Source organism: Streptomyces sp. NPDC001922 (genome assembly GCF_042891165.1).
Lineage (GTDB): Bacteria > Actinomycetota > Actinomycetes > Streptomycetales > Streptomycetaceae > Streptomyces.
In genome coordinates this window covers 1-18,871 of record NZ_JBIASV010000003.1, presented here as the reverse complement: position 1 = coordinate 18,871, position 18,871 = coordinate 1, and the positions used below count along the sequence as shown (strand labels likewise).

The 18,871-nt window shown below is 72.6% G+C and carries 2 protein-coding genes; both read left to right on the top strand.

Annotated elements, in window-relative coordinates; all coding sequences use genetic code 11:
- Positions 1 to 17: 17 nt before the first annotated feature.
- Entirely contained in the window at positions 18 to 15,641 is a 15,624-nt protein-coding gene (locus tag ACFYYR_RS05705) for an SDR family NAD(P)-dependent oxidoreductase (protein ID WP_388847301.1), read from the top strand.
- 54 nt (positions 15,642 to 15,695) lie between these two features.
- Positions 15,696 to 18,871, top strand: a 3,176-nt coding sequence (locus ACFYYR_RS05700) for a type I polyketide synthase (protein WP_388847299.1), incomplete at its 3' end; no start/stop codon positions are given.

The window sequence follows — 18,871 nt, the reverse complement described above, 5'->3', positions numbered from 1 at the left end:
CACAGGTGACACATCCCATGGCAAACGAAGAGAAGCTCCTGCAGTACCTCCAGCGGGTCACGGCCGACCTCGACCAGGCGCACGCCCGCCTGCGCGAGATCGAGGACGCGGCCCAGGAGCCGATCGCCGTCGTGGGCATGGGCTGCCGCTACCCCGGCGGTGTCACCTCCCCGGACGAGCTGTGGGACCTGGTCACCTCGGACCGGGACGCGGTGTCCGCGTTCCCGTCCGGGCGTGGCTGGAACCTGGACGAGCTGTTCGACCCGGACCCCGACCGTCCGGGCACCAGCTACGTCCGCGAGGGCGGCTTCCTCGACGACGCGGGCGGCTTCGACGCCGGATTCTTCGGCATCTCGCCGCGTGAGGCGCTGGCCATGGACCCGCAGCAGCGGCTCTCCCTGGAGACGGCCTGGGAGGCGCTGGAGCGGGCGGGCATCGACCCGTACGCGCTGCGCGGCAGCCGGACCGGCGTCTTCGTCGGATCCAGCGGCCAGGACTACGCGACCCTCCTGCGGCAGTCCGCGGACGACGTCGAGGGCTATGTGATGACGGGCAACACGCCGAGCGTGGTGTCCGGCCGCACGTCGTACACCCTCGGCCTGGAAGGCCCCGCGGTCACCGTCGACACCGCCTGCTCGTCGTCGCTGGTCGCCCTCCACCTGGCCTGCCACGCGCTGCGCCAGGGGGAGTGCACCCTGGCCCTGGCCGGCGGCGTGTCCGTCATGGCTGTCCCCAGTCTGTTCGTCGAGTTCAGCCGACAGCGCGGCCTCGCGTCCGACGGCCGCTGCAAGTCCTTCGCCGCGGCGGCGGACGGCACCGGCTGGGCCGAAGGCGTCGGCATGCTGGCCCTCGAGCGGCTCGCCGACGCCGAACGGAACGGGCACCGGGTGCTCGCGGTCGTCCGGGGCTCCGCGGTGAACCAGGACGGCGCCTCCAACGGCCTGACCGCGCCCAACGGGCCCGCGCAGCAACGCGTCATCCGCCAGGCGCTGGCCAACGCCCGCCTCACCCCGCAGCAGGTCGACGCCGTCGAGGCGCACGGCACCGGCACCACCCTGGGCGACCCCATCGAAGCCCAGGCCCTCCTGGAGACCTACGGGCAGCAGCGGCCCGCCGGCCGCCCGCTGTGGCTCGGCTCCGTGAAGTCCAACTTCGGGCACGCCCAGGCGGCCGCGGGCGTCGCGGGCGTCATCAAGATGGTCATGGCGATGCGGCACGGCGTCCTGCCCCGGACCCTGCACGTCGACGCCCCCACACCGCACGTCGACTGGACCGACGGCGCCGTCGAGCTGCTCACCGAGCCGGTCACCTGGCCGGAGACCGGCGAACCGCGGCGCTCCGGCGTCTCCTCCTTCGGCGTCAGCGGCACCAACGCCCACGTCATCCTCGAACAGGCCCCCCACACCGCGTCCGACGGCACCCCGGGCGCGACCCCGTCCCCCCGCTCCACGCAGCACACGCTCCCCGGCCCGGCCGGGCACGGCGCCGCGGCTGCGGAGGGCACCGGGACGCCCGCGCAGCACGACGCCACCCCCGACCGCCCCGCCCCGCTCGTGCCCTGGACCCTGTCCGCACGCACCGAGGAAGCCCTGCGCGCCCAGGCCCGGCGCCTCGCCGACCACCTCGACCGCACCCCGGACCTGTCCCCGGCGGCCGTCGGCCACGCCCTCGCGGCCACCCGGACCCGCTTCGGCCACCGCGCCGCGGTCGTGGCCGCCGACCGCGACCGGTACGCCGCCGCCCTCACCGCCCTCGCCGACGGAGCGGACGCCCCCGGAGTGATCCGCGGCACGGCCGGCACCGGAAAGCTCGCGGTGCTCTTCACCGGCCAGGGATCCCAGCGGCTCGGCATGGGCCGCGAACTGTACGCGCGGTACCCCGTCTTCGCCGCGGCGTTCGACGCGGTCTGCGCCGAGCTGGACCGGTACGGCGAACGCCCGCTGCGCGAGGTGGTGTTCGGTGCGGACACGGAGCTGCTGGACCGCACCGGCTTCACCCAGCCCGCGCTCTTCGCCGTCGAGGTCGCGCTGTACCGGCTGACCGAGTCCTGGGGCATCACCCCCGACTACGTCGCCGGCCACTCGATCGGCGAACTGACCGCGGCCCACGTCGCGGGCGTGCTCTCCCTCGCCGACGCCGCCACCCTCGTCACCGCACGCGCCCGCCTCATGCAGGGCCTGCCGCCCGGCGGCGCGATGGTGTCCGTCGCGGCCCCCGAGGACCGGGTACGGGCCGCCATCGACGAACTCACCGGCGACGGACCCGTCCGTCTATCGGTCGCCGCCGTCAACGGACCCGCCTCGGTCGTGGTCTCCGGCGACTCCGACCCGGTGCACCGCGTCGCGGAGACCCTCGCCGCGACCGGCGTGAAGACGAAGCAGCTGCGCGTCAGCCACGCCTTCCACTCGCCGCACATGGACGCGATGCTCGCGGACTTCCGCCGGTTCGCCGGGATCCTCACCTACCACACCCCGCGCATCCCGGTGATCTCGCACCTCACCGGGGACGTCGCGACCGCCGGCGAACTGTGCTCGCCCGAGTACTGGGTGCGGCACGTCCGTGAAGCGGTGCGGTTCGCCGACGGCATCCGCACCCTCGACCGCCTCGGCGTCACCCGGTACCTGGAACTGGGCCCCGACGGAACCCTCACCGCCATGGCCCGCGACTGCCTCCCCGAGGACGGCCCAGCCGTGCTGGTGCCCGCCCTCCGCCGCGACCGGCCCGAGGAGCACTCCCTCCTCGGCGCGGTCTGCCGGCTCCACGTCCACGGCGTCACGCCGGACTGGGACGCGGTCCTCCCCGGCACCGGGGCACACCCCGTCGAGCTGCCCACCTACGCCTTCCAGCACCGCCACTACTGGCCGACACCGTCCCCCGACCGCGCCGGTGATGTCGCCGCGGCCGGCCTGACCCGGGCCGAACACCCCCTCCTCGGCGCCGCCATCGGCCTGGCCGACGGTGACGGGCACCTCTTCACCGGGCGGCTCGGCCTCGACACCCACCCGTGGCTCGCCGACCACACCATCGCCGGAACCGTGGTGGTCCCCGGCACAGCGATCCTGGAACTCGCCGTACGCGCCGGGGACCAGGCCGGCTGCAACCGCGTCGACGAACTCACCCTCGAAACCCCCCTGGTACTGCCCGCGCACGGAGCGGTGCAGCTCCAGATCTCGGTCGGCGCGCCCGACGACACCGGGCGGCACCCGTTCCACCTGTACTCCCGGCCCGCCACGGGCGCGGCCGACCGGCCCTGGACCCGGCACGCCGCCGGAGCCCTCGGCCGCCGCGCCGGCACTCCGTCGCAGGACCTCGGCGCCTGGCCCCCGGCCGACGCCGTCGAAGTGGACGACATCCAGGCGGTGTACGACCGGCTCGCCGCGAGCGGTACCGCGTACGGCCCGGCCTTCCGCGGCCTGCGCGGCGTATGGCGACGTGGCGACGAGGTCTTCGCCGAGGTCGCCCTCCCGGCGGACGCCGAGGCCGACGCCGGCCACTTCGGCCTGCACCCGGCCCTCCTCGACGCGGCCCTCCACCCCGTCGGCATCGGCGGCGGACTCCTCGTCCGGGACACCGGGCAGGCCCGCATGCCCTTCGCCTGGAGCGGCGTGTCCCTGTACGCCTCCGGGGCCACCTCGCTCCGCGTCCACCTGCGGCCCGTCGGCGCCGACAGCATCGCTCTCGAAGCGGCCGACGGCACCGGAACCCCCGTCGCCTCGGTCGACTCCCTGGCCCTGCGCCCGGTCCCGGCCGAGCAGCTGACGGGGGAGCCGCGCACGGCGGGCGGACACGGCGACTCCCTGTACCGCTTGGCATGGCCGGCCTGGGAGGGGACGACGCCGGCGGCGAATCCGGCCACCGCGTCCCGGGCCGTGCTCGGTGAGGGGGCGGAGGGCACCGCCCTGCTGCAGGCTCTGGGGCTTCCCGCGGTGTGCCCGGACCTGGACGCACTCTGCGCGGACGGTCCGGCGCCGGACGTGGTGTTCTTCGCCTGCGATGGTGCCCCGTTCGGTGCGGGCAGGGGAGCCGGTGCGGGCACGGGAGCCGGTGCAGGCGCCGACTCCGCCGACGCTGCCGCCGGTGTTCGGGCTGCGACGCATCGCGTGCTCGCGTTGGTGCAGTCGTGGCTGATGGACGAGAGGTTCGGCTCTTCCCGTCTGGTGGTGGTGACGCGGGGTGCGGTGGCGGTTGATCCGAGCGAGGGCGTTGCGGATCTGGCGCATGCGGCGGTGTGGGGGCTGGTGCGCTCGGCACAGTCGGAACATCCGGACCGCCTGGTGCTGGCCGACCTGGGTGCCGGTCCGGTGGCGGACGACGATGTGGACCTGACCGGCGTGCTGGCGTCGGTGGTGGCCTCGGGTGAGCCGCAGGTTGCCGTTCGCGCGGGCGCGGTGCATGTTCCGCGTCTGCTGCGGGCGACGCCGGTGCCGTCGGATTCCGGGCCCGCCACTGCGTGGGACGCCGCGGGTACGGTGTTGATCACCGGTGGTACGGGTGCGTTGGGTTCGGCCGTCGCTCGGCATCTGGTGGTCGAACACGGGGTGCGTCACCTGCTGCTGACCAGCCGTCGCGGCACCGACGCGCCGGGCGCGGCAGAGCTTCGGGAGGAGCTCGCCGGTCTCGGCGCGGAGGTGACGATTGCGGCCTGTGATGCGGCGGACCGCACGGCCCTGGCAGCTGTCCTGGCGGACATCCCGGCCGAGGCGCCCCTCACCGGCGTGGTCCACACGGCCGGCGTCCTGGACGACGGAGTCGTGTCCGCTCTGACGCCGGAGCGACTGGACACCGTGCTGCGGGCGAAGGCCGATGCCGCCCTGCACCTGCACGAGCTGACCCAGGACATGGACCTGTCCGCGTTCGTGCTGTTCTCCTCGGCGGCCGGCCTGCTGGGTGCGGCCGGGCAGGGCAACTACGCCGCCGCCAACGCCTTCCTGGACGGCCTGGCCACGTACCGGACGGCCAACGGTCTGCCGGGCCAGTCCCTCGCCTGGGGCCTGTGGGACCGGAGCGGCGGCATGACGGGCGGGCTGTCCGAGGCCGATGTGTCGCGGATGAAGCGCGCCGGGCTGCGCCCGCTGTCCGAGGCGGAGGGGCTGGCGCTGCTCGACGCGGCCCGAACGACCGAGCACGCCGTCCTCGCCCCCGTCCACCTGGACCCTGCGTCCTTCTCCCACGGCCCCGGACTGCCCGCCGTCCTGCGCTCCCTCGTCCGCACCCCGGCCCGCCGGGCCGCAGCCCGCACGGGATCGGCGTCGAGGGGCGACGGCACCGACGCCGAGCGCCTGATGGACCGCCTCACGCGGTCCTCCGCGGCGGAACGCGACCGGATCCTGCTCGACCTGGTGCGCACCCGCGCGGCGGCCGTGCTCGGACACGACGGTCCCGACGCGGTGCCCGCCGAGACCGGCTTCCTCGACGCGGGGTTCGACTCGCTCACCGCCGTCGACATGCGCAACGCCCTCCATGCCGCCACCGGGCTGCGGCTCGACCCGACGCTGCTGTTCGACTACCCGACCCCGCTCGCCCTCGCGCGGCACCTCCGTGACGAACTCGTCGGCGAGGCACCGGAGCCGCTGCGCCCGTCCCCGTCGGCGACACCTGCCACCGATGACGACCCGATCGCCATCGTCGGCATGAGCTGCCGCTACCCGGGCGGCGTCACCACACCCGACGAGCTGTGGGACCTGCTGGCAGCGGGCGGTGACGGGGTTTCCGAGTTCCCCACCGACCGCGGCTGGCAGATCGACCGGCTCTTCGACACGGACCCGGACGCCTCCGGGACCAGCTATGTGCGGGAAGGCGGCTTCCTGCACGACGCGACCGAGTTCGATGCCGGGTTCTTCGGGATTTCGCCGCGTGAGGCGCTGGCGATGGACCCGCAGCAGCGGCTGCTGCTGGAAACCTCCTGGGAGGCCTTCGAACGGGCCGGTATCGACCCGCAGTCCGTGCGCGGCAGCCGCACCGGCGTCTTCGCCGGCCTGATGTACCACGACTACGGCGCACGACTCCACACCATCCCCGAGGGGCTCGAAGGACTCCTCGGCAACGGCAGCGCCAGCAGCGTGGTGTCGGGCCGGGTCGCCTACACGCTGGGCCTGGAGGGCCCGGCGCTCACCGTGGACACCGCGTGCTCGTCGTCGCTGGTCACCCTGCACCTCGCGGCACAGGCGCTGCGGCAGGGGGAGTGCTCGCTGGCCCTGGCGGGTGGTGTGACGGTGATGTCGACGCCGGGTGTGTTCGTGGAGTTCAGTCGTCAGCGGGGTCTGGCGGGGGACGGCCGGTGCAAGGCGTTCGCGGATGCGGCGGACGGTACGGGGTGGGCCGAGGGCGCCGGCGTTCTGCTCCTGGAGCGGCTGTCGGATGCCCGTCGGAACGGTCACCCGGTCCTGGCGGTGGTACGGGGTTCCGCCGTCAACCAGGACGGTGCGTCCAGTGGGCTGACGGCACCGAACGGTCCGTCGCAGCAGCGGGTGATCCGGCAGGCGTTGGAGAGTGCGGGGCTGTCCGCCGAGCAGGTGGACGCGGTGGAGGCGCACGGTACCGGGACGACGCTGGGCGACCCGATCGAGGCGCAGGCTCTGCTGGCCACGTACGGCCAGGGGCGTGCCGCGGAGCGGCCGTTGTGGCTGGGTTCGGTGAAGTCGAACCTGGGGCACACGCAGGCGGCTGCGGGTGTTGCGGGTGTCATCAAGATGGTCATGGCGATGCGGCACGGGGTGCTGCCCCGGACGCTCCATGTCGACCAGCCGTCGTCGAAGGTCGACTGGTCGACGGGCGCGGTGCAGTTGCTGACCGAGTCGGTGGCGTGGCCGGAGACCGGCGAGCCCCGCCGGGCCGGCGTGTCCTCGTTCGGCGTGAGCGGCACCAACGCCCACGTCATCCTCGAAGCGCTTCCCGCAGCAGGCGTCCCCGCGGAAGCCGTCCCCGCACCGGACCAGCCGGAACAGCTGGAGGCGGCGGACCACGGCACCGACGGAGGTTCCGTCGTTCCGCTGATGTTCTCGGCGCGGGGTGCGGAGGCTCTGGAGGCACAGGCGCGGCAGTTGGCCTCGTTGCTGGAGTCCGGTGCTGCTGTGTCGCCGGTGGATGTGGGGTATTCGCTGGTGGGTGGTCGTGCGGGGCTGGAGCATCGTGCGGTGGTGCTGGGTGCTGGTCGTGCGGGGCTGGTTTCGGGTCTGTCGGTGGTGGCCGGTGGTGAGGCCGGTTCGGGTGTGGTGCGCGGTGTCGTGAGCGCTGGTAGTGCTGGTGTGGTGTGGGTGTTCCCGGGTCAGGGTTCGCAGTGGGCGGGGATGGCCGAGGAGTTGTGGTTGTCGTCGTCGGTGTTCCGGGGGCGTATGGCGCAGTGTGCTGCGGTGCTGGATCCGTTGACGGGTTGGTCGTTGACGGATGTGGTGCGGGGAGCTGCTGGGTGTCCGTCGTTGGATCGGGTGGATGTCGTCCAGCCGGTGCTGTGGGCGGTGATGGTCTCCCTCGCGGAGGTATGGCGCTCGCACGATGTGGAGCCTGCTGCCGTGGTGGGGCATTCCCAGGGTGAGATCGCCGCCGCCTGCGTCGCTGGGGCATTGAGCCTGGAGGACGGCGCCCGGGTGGTGGCGTTGCGCAGTCGTCTGATTGCGGAGATGGCGGGGGATGGCGGGATGCTGTCCGTCGCACTCCCGGTGGATCAGGTCACCCGAGCCTTGGCTGACGCAGGCTCGGCGGTGTCGGTGGCGGCGGTGAATGGTCCGGCGTCGGTGGTGCTGTCGGGGGACCGTGAGGCCCTGGTGGCGTTGCAGGCGCGGTGGGAGGCCGAGGGTGCGCGGGTGCGGATGGTGCCGGTGGATTACGCCTCGCATTCGGTGCAGGTGGAGCAGATCGAGGACCGTCTGCGGGAGGTACTGGCCTCCATCCGTCCGGTGTCGGGGCAGGTGCCGTTCTATTCGGCGTTGACCGGTGGTCTGGTTGATGGTGCGGAGTTGGATGGCGGGTACTGGTACCGGAATCTGCGGGAGACGGTGCGGTTCGATCAGGCCACCCGGGCTGTGCTGGACGCGGGCTACCGCACGTTCGTCGAGGTCAGTGCGCATCCGGTGCTGTTGATGGGGGTGCAGGAGACGGCTGATGCCGTCGACCGTCAGGTGACCGCCGTGGGTACGCTGCGGCGTGGTGAGGGTGGTCCGGAGCGGTTGCTGACCTCCCTGGCGGAGGCCTGGTGCGCGGGTGTCGACGTCGACTGGCGCACCGTGTTCGAGGGCACGGGCGCACGCCGTGTGGACCTGCCCACCTACCCGTTCCAACGCCGCCGTTACTGGCTCGACGCAGTGCAGGGCGCGGCCGACGTGGGTGCGGCCGGCATGGTGTCGGCCGATCACCCGCTGCTGGGCGCGGCCACCGAGCTGGCGGAGGCGGATTCGTACCTGTTCACCGGTCGGCTGTCGCTTCGCTCGCACCCGTGGCTTGCGGACCACGCGGTGTGGGGCACGGTGCTGTTGCCGGGCGCGGCCTTCGTCGAGTTGGCCACCCGGGCCGGGGACGAGATCGGTGGCGCCCGCATCGAGCAGCTCACGCTCGAAGCCCCGCTCACCATCCCGGAGCAGGGCTGGATCCGACTGCAACTGGCGGTCGGCGCCGCGGACGGCACAGGGCGCCGCACGGTGACCGTGCACTCGTGCGCGGAAGCATCGGGCGAGAGCGGTGAGGAGCAGCTGTGGACCCGGCATGCCAGTGGTGTGCTCGCCGCAGACGACCGGCCCGCCGCGTTCGACCTGCGTGCCTGGCCCCCCGCCGACGCCGAGGAGGTGCCCGTCGAGGGTGCCTACGAGCGTTTCGCCGATGCCGGCTATGTCTACGGCGATGTCTTCCAGGGACTGGAGCGGGTCTGGCGGCGCGGTGAGCACCTCTTCGCCGAACTGGCGCTGCCCGAGGAGACAGCGGGGGAGGCGGCCCGGTTCGGCCTGCACCCGGCGCTGCTGGACGCCGCCCTGCACGCCTTCGCGCTCGCACACGAGGGCGAGGCGCACCTGCCGTTCGAATGGCGGGGTGTGTCGCTCCATGCCACCGGTGCGTCCTCGCTGCGGGTGCAGCTCTCACCGGGCGCTCAGGGCTCGTTGTCCCTGACGGTTGCGGACGCTGCCGGTGACCCGGTGGCCTCGGTCGACGCGCTCTCCTTGCGTCCGGTCTCCAGCGAGCAGATCCAGGCGGCGCGGCGCGGGTCGCAGGACGCACTGTTCCGCGTCGACTGGCAGCCACTGACCACGACCGAGGGTGGCCCCTCGGCGGACGGCTGGGCAGTGATGGGCGCTGAGGACTCCATGCTGACCGCGGCCCTGAGGGCCCAGGGCTGTGAACCCCAACTGGTGGACGGACTCGCTGAGTTCACCTCGGGCTCTGTGCCCGATGTCGTCGTCGTGCCGTGCGCCGGTACCGCTTCCGGTGCCGGCACGGGGTCCGATGTTCGGGCCGCGGCGCACCGCGTGCTGGCGTTGGTGCAGTCGTGGTTGGCGGACGAGCGGTTTGCGTCCTCGCGTCTGGTGGTGGTGACGCGTGGTGCGGTGGCGGTTGATCCGGACGAAGGTGTCGCGGATCTGGCGCATGCGGCGGTGTGGGGTCTGGTGCGGTCGGCGCAGTCGGAGAACCCCGACCGGTTCGTCCTGATCGACCTCGACACCGAATCCGAGGCGGACGCGGGCGCAGCCCTGACCGGTGCGGTGGCGTCGGGTGAGCCGCAGGCCGCGGTGCGCGCGGGTACCGTGCGAGTCCCGCGGCTTGTGCGGGCGGAGGCTGCGTCGCCGGTCGAGGATTCCAATGTCTGGAACGCTGCGGGTACGGTGCTGGTCACCGGTGGTACGGGTGCGTTGGGTTCGGCAGTGGCCCGGCATCTGGTGGTCGCACACGGCGTGCGCCACCTGCTGCTGACCAGCCGTCGTGGCGTCGATGCGCCCGGTGCTGCGGAGCTTCGGCAGGAGCTCGCCGACCTCGGTGCGCAGGTGCGTATCGCCGCGTGTGATGCCGCGGACCGCACGGCCCTGGCCGCCCTCCTGGCGGACATTCCGGCGGAGGCTCCCCTCACTGGTGTGGTGCACACGGCAGGTGTTCTGGACGACGGTGTGGTGTCGGCGTTGACGCCGGAGCGGCTGGACACGGTCCTGCGTCCGAAGGTGGACGCGGCGCTGAACCTGCACGACCTGACGCGGGACATGAACCTCTCCGCGTTCGTGTTGTTCTCCTCTGCTGCCGGTCTGCTGGGTGCGGCCGGGCAGGGCAACTACGCCGCCGCCAACGCCTTCCTGGACGGCCTGGCCAGGCACCGGAAGGCCGACGGCCTGCCGGGGCAGTCCCTCGCCTGGGGCCTCTGGGCCCAGGACAGCGGCGTGAGCCGGAGCAGCGGCATGACCGGTCATCTCGATGAGGACGCCCTGCGGCGGCTGACGCGCATGGGGCTGGCACCGCTCTCGACCGAGCAGGGACTCGAGCTGTTCGACGGGGCCTGTGCCCTGGACGAAGCGCTCGTGGCTCCCGTCATGCTCAACACCGGCGCCCTGCGCGCCCAGGTGGGAGCGTCCGAGGCCCCCGCGCTGCTGCGCGGCCTGGTGCGGACTCCCGCCCGACGGAAGACGGCCCGGTCCGTCACGGAAGCCGGTGCGTCGCTGCCGGCGCGCCTCACGGGTGTGTCCGCAGCCGAGTCGGATCGCCTCCTGCTCGATCTGGTCCGTACGCATGCGGCGGCGGTCCTGGGGCACGCGTCCGCCGCGACCATCGAACCGGTACGGGCCTTCCGGGAGTTCGGTTTCGACTCGCTGACCGCCGTCGAACTCCGGAACCGGCTGAGCACGGCCACCGGTCTGGCACTCCCCGCAACCCTGGTGTTCGATCACCCGACCCCCGAGGCACTGGCCGCGTTCCTCAAGGAAACCCTGCTGGAATCCGCCCCCGAGGCGACCGTGGCGGCGTCGGCGCCTGTCCCGGCCACCGATGACGACCTCATCGCCATCGTCGGCATGAGCTGCCGATTCCCCGGCGGAGTCACCTCCCCCGAGGAGCTGTGGCAGCTCGTCGCGGAGGGGAGCGATGCCGTCTCCGCGTTCCCGACCGATCGGGGCTGGGTGCTCGACGGCCTCTACGACCCCGACCCCGAGAACCGTGGAACGTCCACCACGTTCGAAGGCGGTTTCCTCTACGACGCGGCCGAGTTCGACGCGGAGTTCTTCGGGATTTCGCCGCGTGAGGCGCTGGCGATGGACCCGCAGCAGCGGCTGCTGCTGGAAACCTCCTGGGAGGCCTTCGAACGGGCCGGTATCGACCCGCAGTCCGTGCGCGGCAGCCGCACCGGCGTCTTCGCCGGCCTGATGTACCACGACTACGGGGCACGGCTGCACACCGTCCCCGAGGGCGTCGAAGGGTACGTCGGCAACGGCAGCGCGGGCAGCGTGGCCACCGGCCGGATCGCGTACACGCTGGGCCTGGAGGGCCCCGCGGTCACCGTCGACACGGCCTGCTCGTCGTCGCTGGTCGCCCTGCATCTGGCGGCGCAGTCGCTGCGGCAGGGCGAGTGCTCGATGGCGCTGGTGGGCGGTGCCACGGTGCTCGCCACTCCCGATGTCTTCGTGGAGTTCAGCCGCCAGCGGGGGCTGGCCGCGGACGGCCGCTGCAAGGCGTTCGCCGGTGCCGCGGACGGCACGGGGTGGGCCGAGGGCGTGGGGATGCTGCTGGTGGAGCGGCTGTCGGACGCCCGCCGGAACGGTCACCCCGTACTGGCGGTGGTGCGCGGTTCGGCGGTGAACCAGGACGGTGCGTCGAACGGTCTGACCGCGCCCAACGGTCCCTCCCAGCAGCGTGTGATCCGGCAGGCGCTCGCCAACGCGCGGCTGTCCGCCGAGCAGGTGGACGCCGTCGAGGCGCACGGCACCGGGACGACGCTGGGCGACCCGATCGAGGCCCAGGCGCTGCTGGCCACCTACGGGCAGGAACGGCCCGTCGAACGACCGCTGCGCCTCGGCTCGGTGAAGTCGAATTTGGGGCACACACAGGCCGCCGCGGGTGTCGCGGGCGTCATCAAGATGGTGATGGCGATGCGCCACGGCGTTCTGCCGCAGACCCTGCACGTCGACGAACCGACCCCTCATGTGGACTGGTCGGCCGGTGCGGTGGAGCTGCTGACCCGGCCGATGGACTGGCCGGACACCGGGCAGCCGCCCCGGGCGGGCGTCTCGTCCTTCGGTGTGAGCGGCACCAACGCGCACGTCATCCTCGAAGGGACTCCGGTCACCGACCGGCCGACGGACACCGGGCAGTCGGAAGACCTTTCGGACGCCCCGTCCTCGCCCGTCCCGTGGGTCCTGTCGGCACGCACGCCTGCCGCGCTGTCCGCCCAGGCCCGACAGCTGGCAGCGTTCCTCGCGCCGCGGCCCGACTGCGACCTCGTGGCCGTCGGCCATGCGCTCGCCACCACACGCGCACTGTTCCGGCACCGCGCCGTCGTGTTCGCCGACGACAGGGACGCAGCCCTCGACGCACTCACCGCGACCGCCGACGGACATGACGCACCCGGCGTCGTCCGGGCCGAGGCGGACACCACCGGTGGTGCGGTGTGGGTGTTCCCGGGCCAGGGTTCGCGGTGGACCGGCGCGGCACGGGATCTGTGGGAGTCGTCCTCCGTGTTCCGGGGGCGTTGGGAGGAGTGCGCTGCCGCGCTGGATCCGCTGACGGGCTGGTCGTTGACCGATGTGGTGCGCGGTGTCGACGGCAGTCCGTCGCCGGACCGGGCGGATGTGGTCCAGCCGTTGCTGTGGGCGGTGATGGTCTCCCTCGCGGAGGTGTGGGGCTCGCACGGTGCCGAGCCCGCCGCGGTGGTCGGGCACGCCCAGGGCGAGATCGCCGCCGCGTGTGTGGCGGGTGCGCTGAGCCTGGAGGACGGCGCACGCGTGATCGCCCTCGGCAGCCGCCCGCAGCACGGGACGGCCGAGCGGACGGAGCCGACGGCACAGAAGGCCCGGAGCGAAGACGCGCCGGCCCTCGTCCGGCCGGGGGCGGCACAGGTGCCGTTGTACTCGGCACTGACCGGTGGCCGGATCGACGGCGTGGACCCGGACGGCGGCCACTGGTTCCGCAGCATGGACGAGACGGTGGACTTCGCCGGGGTCACCAAGTCCCTGCTGGACGCCGGCTTCGACGCGTTCATCGAGGTCAGTACCCATCCGGTCCTCCTGGAGGACCTGCGCCGGGCGGCCCTCGCCGAGGACCGGGCGGTCACCGCCATCGGCACCCTCGACGACGGCACCGACGCGCGGCAGCGCATCCTCACGGCCCTGGCCGAAGCCCACGTCCACGGCATCACCGTCGACTGGCAGTCCCGGTACGAGGGCGCGGGCGGGCGCCGGGTCGACCTGCCCACCTACCCCTTCCAGCGGGAGCGGTACTGGCTCGACGCCCCCGCACCCGTCCCCGCCGAACCGACCGCCGGCCAGGGGGAGGACGCCGCGGAGAGCCGCTTCTGGGAGGCGGTCGAGCGGGAGGACCTCGCCGAACTCGCCGGCACCCTGGCGATCGACGACGGTGCACAGGCCACGCTCAGCCCGCTGGTGCAGGCCCTCTCGTCCTGGCGGCGCCGCCACCGGGACCAGGCGGCCGCGGACGCCTGGCGGTACCGCGAGACGTGGCAGCCGCTCGGCGACGCCCCGGCCGGTGCCCTGGCGGGCACCTGGCTGGTGGTGACCCCGCCCGGGCACCACGACGACGAACTGGTCACCGGGGCCGTGCAGGCACTCACCGAACACGGTCTGCGGGTGGTCCGGGCCGAGCTCACCGAGGGCGACCTCGACCGGACCGGCCTCGCCGACCGGCTGGCCGGCCTGGCCGGAGCGGAGAACGGCACGGATGCGGCCGACGGTCCGTCCGCTTCCTTCCGGGGCGTGCTCTCCCTGCTCGCGCTCGCCGAGGAACCGGCCGAGGAGCACCCGGCCACCCCGGTCGGCTTCGCGCTCTCCGTCACACTCGTCCAGGCCCTGGACGACGCGGGCATCCGGGCACCGCTGTGGTGCGCGACCCGTGGCGCGGTCGGGACCGGTGCGCCGGACTCCGCCGTCCGGCCCGCCCAGGCTCTCCTCTGGGGGTTCGGCCGGGTCGCCGCCCTGGAGTACCCGCAGCAGTGGGGCGGCCTCGTCGACCTGCCCGGCTCACTCGACGCCCGGGGCCGGTCCCGGCTGCGCGGCGTGCTGTCCGGCATCGGTGACGAGGACCAGCTCGCCGTCCGCCCGTCCGGGGTGCTCGCGCGGCGGCTGGAGAACGCACCGCTGGGCGCGGCCACCGCGGAACGCGCCTGGAAGCCGTCGGGCACGGTACTGATCACCGGTGGCACCGGCGCCCTGGGCGCCCACACCGCCCGCTGGCTGGCCCGCAACGGCGCGGAACACCTTCTGCTGGTCAGCCGCCGCGGACCCGGGGCACCCGGCGCGGCGGAGCTGGAAGCGGAACTCGCCCGGACCGGCGCCCGCGTCACCGTGGCCGGCTGCGATGTCACCGACCGGGACGCGCTGGAACGGCTCCTGGCGTCGCTGCCCGAGGAATTCCCGCTCACCGCGGTGATGCACACCGCCGCGGCCCTGGACGACGGCATGATCGGCACGCTCACCCCCGCACAGCTCGACCGGGCCCTGGCCGCGAAGGCCCGCGCCGCCGCCCAACTGCACGACCTCACCCGGGACAAGGAGCTGTCCGCGTTCGTCCTCTTCTCCTCGGTGGCCGGCACGATCGGCGCCTCCGGGCAGGGGAACTACGCGCCGGGCAACGCCTATCTGGACGCGCTGGCCCGGCACCGCCGGGAGGCGGGCCTCCCCGCCACCTCGGTGGCCTGGGGTGCCTGGGACGGCGACGGCATGGCCGAGGGATCCTTCGGGGAGAAGCTGGACCGGCACGGACTGTCGGCCATGGACCCCGCAGCGGCCACGGCGGCGCTGCAACGCGCCCTGGACCACGACGAGACCTGCGTCATGATCGCGGACATCGCGTGGGAACGGTTCTCCGTCGCCCTGACCGCGACCCGGCCGAACCCGTTCATCGCCGGCCTCCCCGACGTCGCGCGGCTCGCCGAGGCCGGCACCGGCACCGGTGCGGGCACTCGGGAGGAACGGCCGGAACTGGTCCGCAAGCTGGCCGCCACCCCGGCGGCCGGACGGCGCGCCCTGCTCGTGGACGCGGTCCGCGCCCAGGCGGCGAACGTCCTCGGATACGCCTCGCAGGACGCCATCCGGGGCGACCGGGCGTTCCGGGAACTCGGACTCGACTCGGTCACCGCGGTCGAACTGCGCAACCGGCTCGGCGCTCTCACCGGTCTGCGCCTGCCCGCAGGGCTGGTCTTCGACTACCCGAACCCGGTGGCCGTCGCCGACCACCTGAGCCGAGAACTCGTCGTGGAGGCGGACCCGGACACCGGCGAGCAGCCGTCGTCCGCCTCGGCCCTCGACGACTTCGAACGGCTCGAGGCGGTCCTCGACGGCATGGACCGGGACAGCGCCGAACGCACCAGGATCCTGATGCGTATGCAGACGCTCGTCTCGCAGTGGCGGGACGCCGGCGACACCGCGCCGGGAACGGACACCGCCGAGGATCTGACCTCGGCAACGGACGACGAGATGTTCGACATCATCAGCAAGAAGTTCGGCATTTCCTGACAGCGGACGCACGTCGCTGATTGACATGTCGAGATCCCACGTACGGAGATTCTGATGGGGAATGAAGAAAAGCTTCGTTACTTCCTCAAGCGAGTAACGGCTGACCTGGAACAGGCGCACGAGCGTCTGCGAGTGAGGGACACGAAGGACCAGGAGCCCATCGCGATCGTCAGCATGAGCTGCCGGTTCCCCGGCGGCGTGCGCTCGCCCGAGGAGCTGTGGCAGCTCCTCGCCGCGGGCGGCGACGGGATTTCCGGCTTCCCGGACAACCGCGGCTGGGATCTGGACGCCCTGTACGACCCGGACCCCGACAACCCGGGCACCAGCTATGTGCGCCGGGGCGGTTTCCTGGACGACGCGGCCGGATTCGACGCCGCGTTCTTCGGCATGTCCCCGCGCGAAGCCGTCGCGACGGATCCGCAGCAGCGACTGCTGCTGGAAGCCTCCTGGGAGGCGCTGGAGCGGGCCGGCATCGACCCCGGCACGCTGCGCGGCAGCCGGGTCGGCGTCTTCACCGGCACCAACGGCCAGGACTACGGCGCCACTCTGGAGCGCTCCTCCGAAGAGGCCGAGGGCTACCTCATGACCGGCGCTTCCGCCAGCGTCATGTCGGGCCGGGTCTCGTACACCCTGGGCCTGGAGGGCCCGGCGGTCACCGTGGACACGGCCTGCTCGTCGTCGCTCGTCGCCCTGCACCTCGCGGCACAGGCGCTGCGCAAGGGCGAGTGCTCGATGGCCCTGGCCGGCGGTGTCACCGTCATGGGCACCCCGAGCATCTTCGTGGCCTTCAGCCGTCAGCGCGGCCTGGCGGCCGACGGGGCCTGCAAGTCCTTCGCGGACGGCGCGGACGGCACCGGCATGGCCGAGGGACTCGGCATCCTCCTCCTCGAACGCCTTTCCGACGCCGAGCGGAACGGACACCCGGTCCTGGCGGTACTGCGCGGTTCCGCGGTCAACCAGGACGGCGCGTCGAACGGCCTCACCGCGCCCAACGGTCCCGCCCAGCAGCGCGTCATCCAGCAGGCCCTGACGAACGCCCGCCTGACACCCGAGCAGGTGGATGCGGTGGAGGCGCACGGTACGGGGACGACGCTGGGCGACCCGATCGAGGCGCAGGCGTTGCTGGCCACCTATGGTCAGGGGCGTGCGGCGGAACGGCCGTTGTGGCTGGGTTCGGTGAAGTCGAACCTGGGGCACACGCAGGCTGCCGCTGGTGTGGCGGGTGTCATCAAGATGGTGCTGGCGATGCGCCACGGTGTGCTCCCGCAGACCCTCCATGTCGACAGGCCCTCCGCCCAGGTGGACTGGTCCGCGGGCGCGGTCGAGCTGCTGACCGAGGCCGTCGCCTGGCCGGAGACCGGGGAACCGCGGCGGGCGGGTGTGTCCTCGTTCGGCGTGAGCGGCACCAACGCCCACGTCATCCTGGAACAGGCACCCGAGGCGACCGACGCTCCGGAACCGTCACCTGCCGGCGCTTCCTCCTCGGTGGTGCCGTGGGTGTTGTCCGGTCGGAGTGCGGAGGCGTTGCGGGCGCAGGCGGGCCGGCTGGTTGCGTTGTTGGAGCGTGAGCCGGGTCTGTCAGTTGCGGATGTGGGTTTCTCGTTGGTGACATCGCGTGCTGCGTTGGAGCAGCGTGCGGCGGTGGTGGTGTCCGCCGGTCGTGAGGCGGGTGTTGCTGCTCTGACCGCTTTGGCGTCGGGTGGTGTGGCGCCGGGTGTGGTGGAGGGTGCTGCGGGTTCGGGGAAGCTGGCGGTGCTGTTCACCGGCCAGGGCTCCCAGCGCTTGTCCATGGGTCGTGAACTCTACGATCGCTATCCGGTGTTCGCGGAGGCGTTCGATGCGGTCTGTGGTGAGCTGGACCGGCATGTGGAGCGTCCGCTGCGGGATGTGGTCTTCGGTGCTGATGCCGGGGTGTTGGACCGGACGGGGTTCACGCAGCCTGCGTTGTTCGCGGTTGAGGTGGCTCTGTTCCGTTTGGTGGAGTCGTGGGGTGTGCGGCCGGAGTTTGTGGCCGGTCATTCGGTGGGTGAGCTGACGGCTGCCCATGTGGCGGGTGTGCTGTCGTTGGCCGATGCTGCGGTGCTGGTGGCGGCGCGTGCGCGGTTGATGCAGGCTCTGCCGGAGGGTGGGGCGATGGTGGCCATCGCTTCTTCCGAGGCAGAGGTGCGTGAGGCGATTGCGGATGTCTCGGGTGTCGCTGTAGCGGCCGTCAATGGCCCCCGTGCGGTGGTGATTTCCGGTGATGCGGATGCGGTGTCGGCGGTGGCCGAGCGCTTCTCTGCTGCTGGTGTGAAGACGTCGCGTCTGCGGGTGAGTCATGCGTTCCACTCGGCTCACATGGACGGCATGCTGGAGGAGTTCGCTTCGGTCGTCAGGACGTTGTCGTTCGAGGCGCCGCGGATTCCCGTGGTCTCGAACCTCTCGGGTGCTCTGGCTGCGGCGGAAGAGCTCTGTTCGGCGGAGTACTGGGTGCGGCATGTCCGTGAGGCGGTGAGGTTTGCCGATGGCATCCGAGCCCTTCACGCCGAAGGTGTCTCGCGATTCCTGGAGTTGGGGCCGGACGGTGTGCTGACCGCCATGGCGCGTGAGTCCTTGCCCGAGGACAGTCAGGCGCTCCTCGTCCCGTCCCTCCGCCGCGACCGGTCGGAGTCGGAAACGCTGCTGAGTGCGGTCTCGTCCCTGCACGTTCACGGCATGGAGATCGACTGGAAGGCCGTTTTTGCCGGCACCGGCGCGCGCCGTATCGACCTGCCGACGTATCCCTTCCAGCACGAGCACTACTGGCCGAAGGAGTCGTTCCTCTCGTCCGGAGACGCCACGGCGCTGGGTCTGAGCGCCACTGACCACCCGCTCCTCGGTGCGGCCACCTCCCTGGCCAACGACGAAGGGCTGCTTCTCACCGGACTCCTCTCGCTCCGCACACACCCTTGGCTCGCCGATCACGCCGTGATGGGCTCCGCCGTGCTGCCCGGCACCGCGTTCCTGGAAATCGCTGTTCAGGCCGCTGATCAGGTGGGGTGTGGGCGGGTTGAGGAGTTGACTTTGGAGGCGCCGTTGGTGTTGCCGGAGTCGGGTGGGGTGCAGGTGCAGGTTTCGGTGGGTGCGGTGGATGAGGGTGGGCGTTGTGCGTTCGCCTTGTTCTCGCGTTCTGCGGACTCTGCCGGGTCTGTGGGTTCTGCGGTCTCTGTTGGTTCGGGTGTTGGTTCGTGGGTGCGGCATGCCAGTGGGTT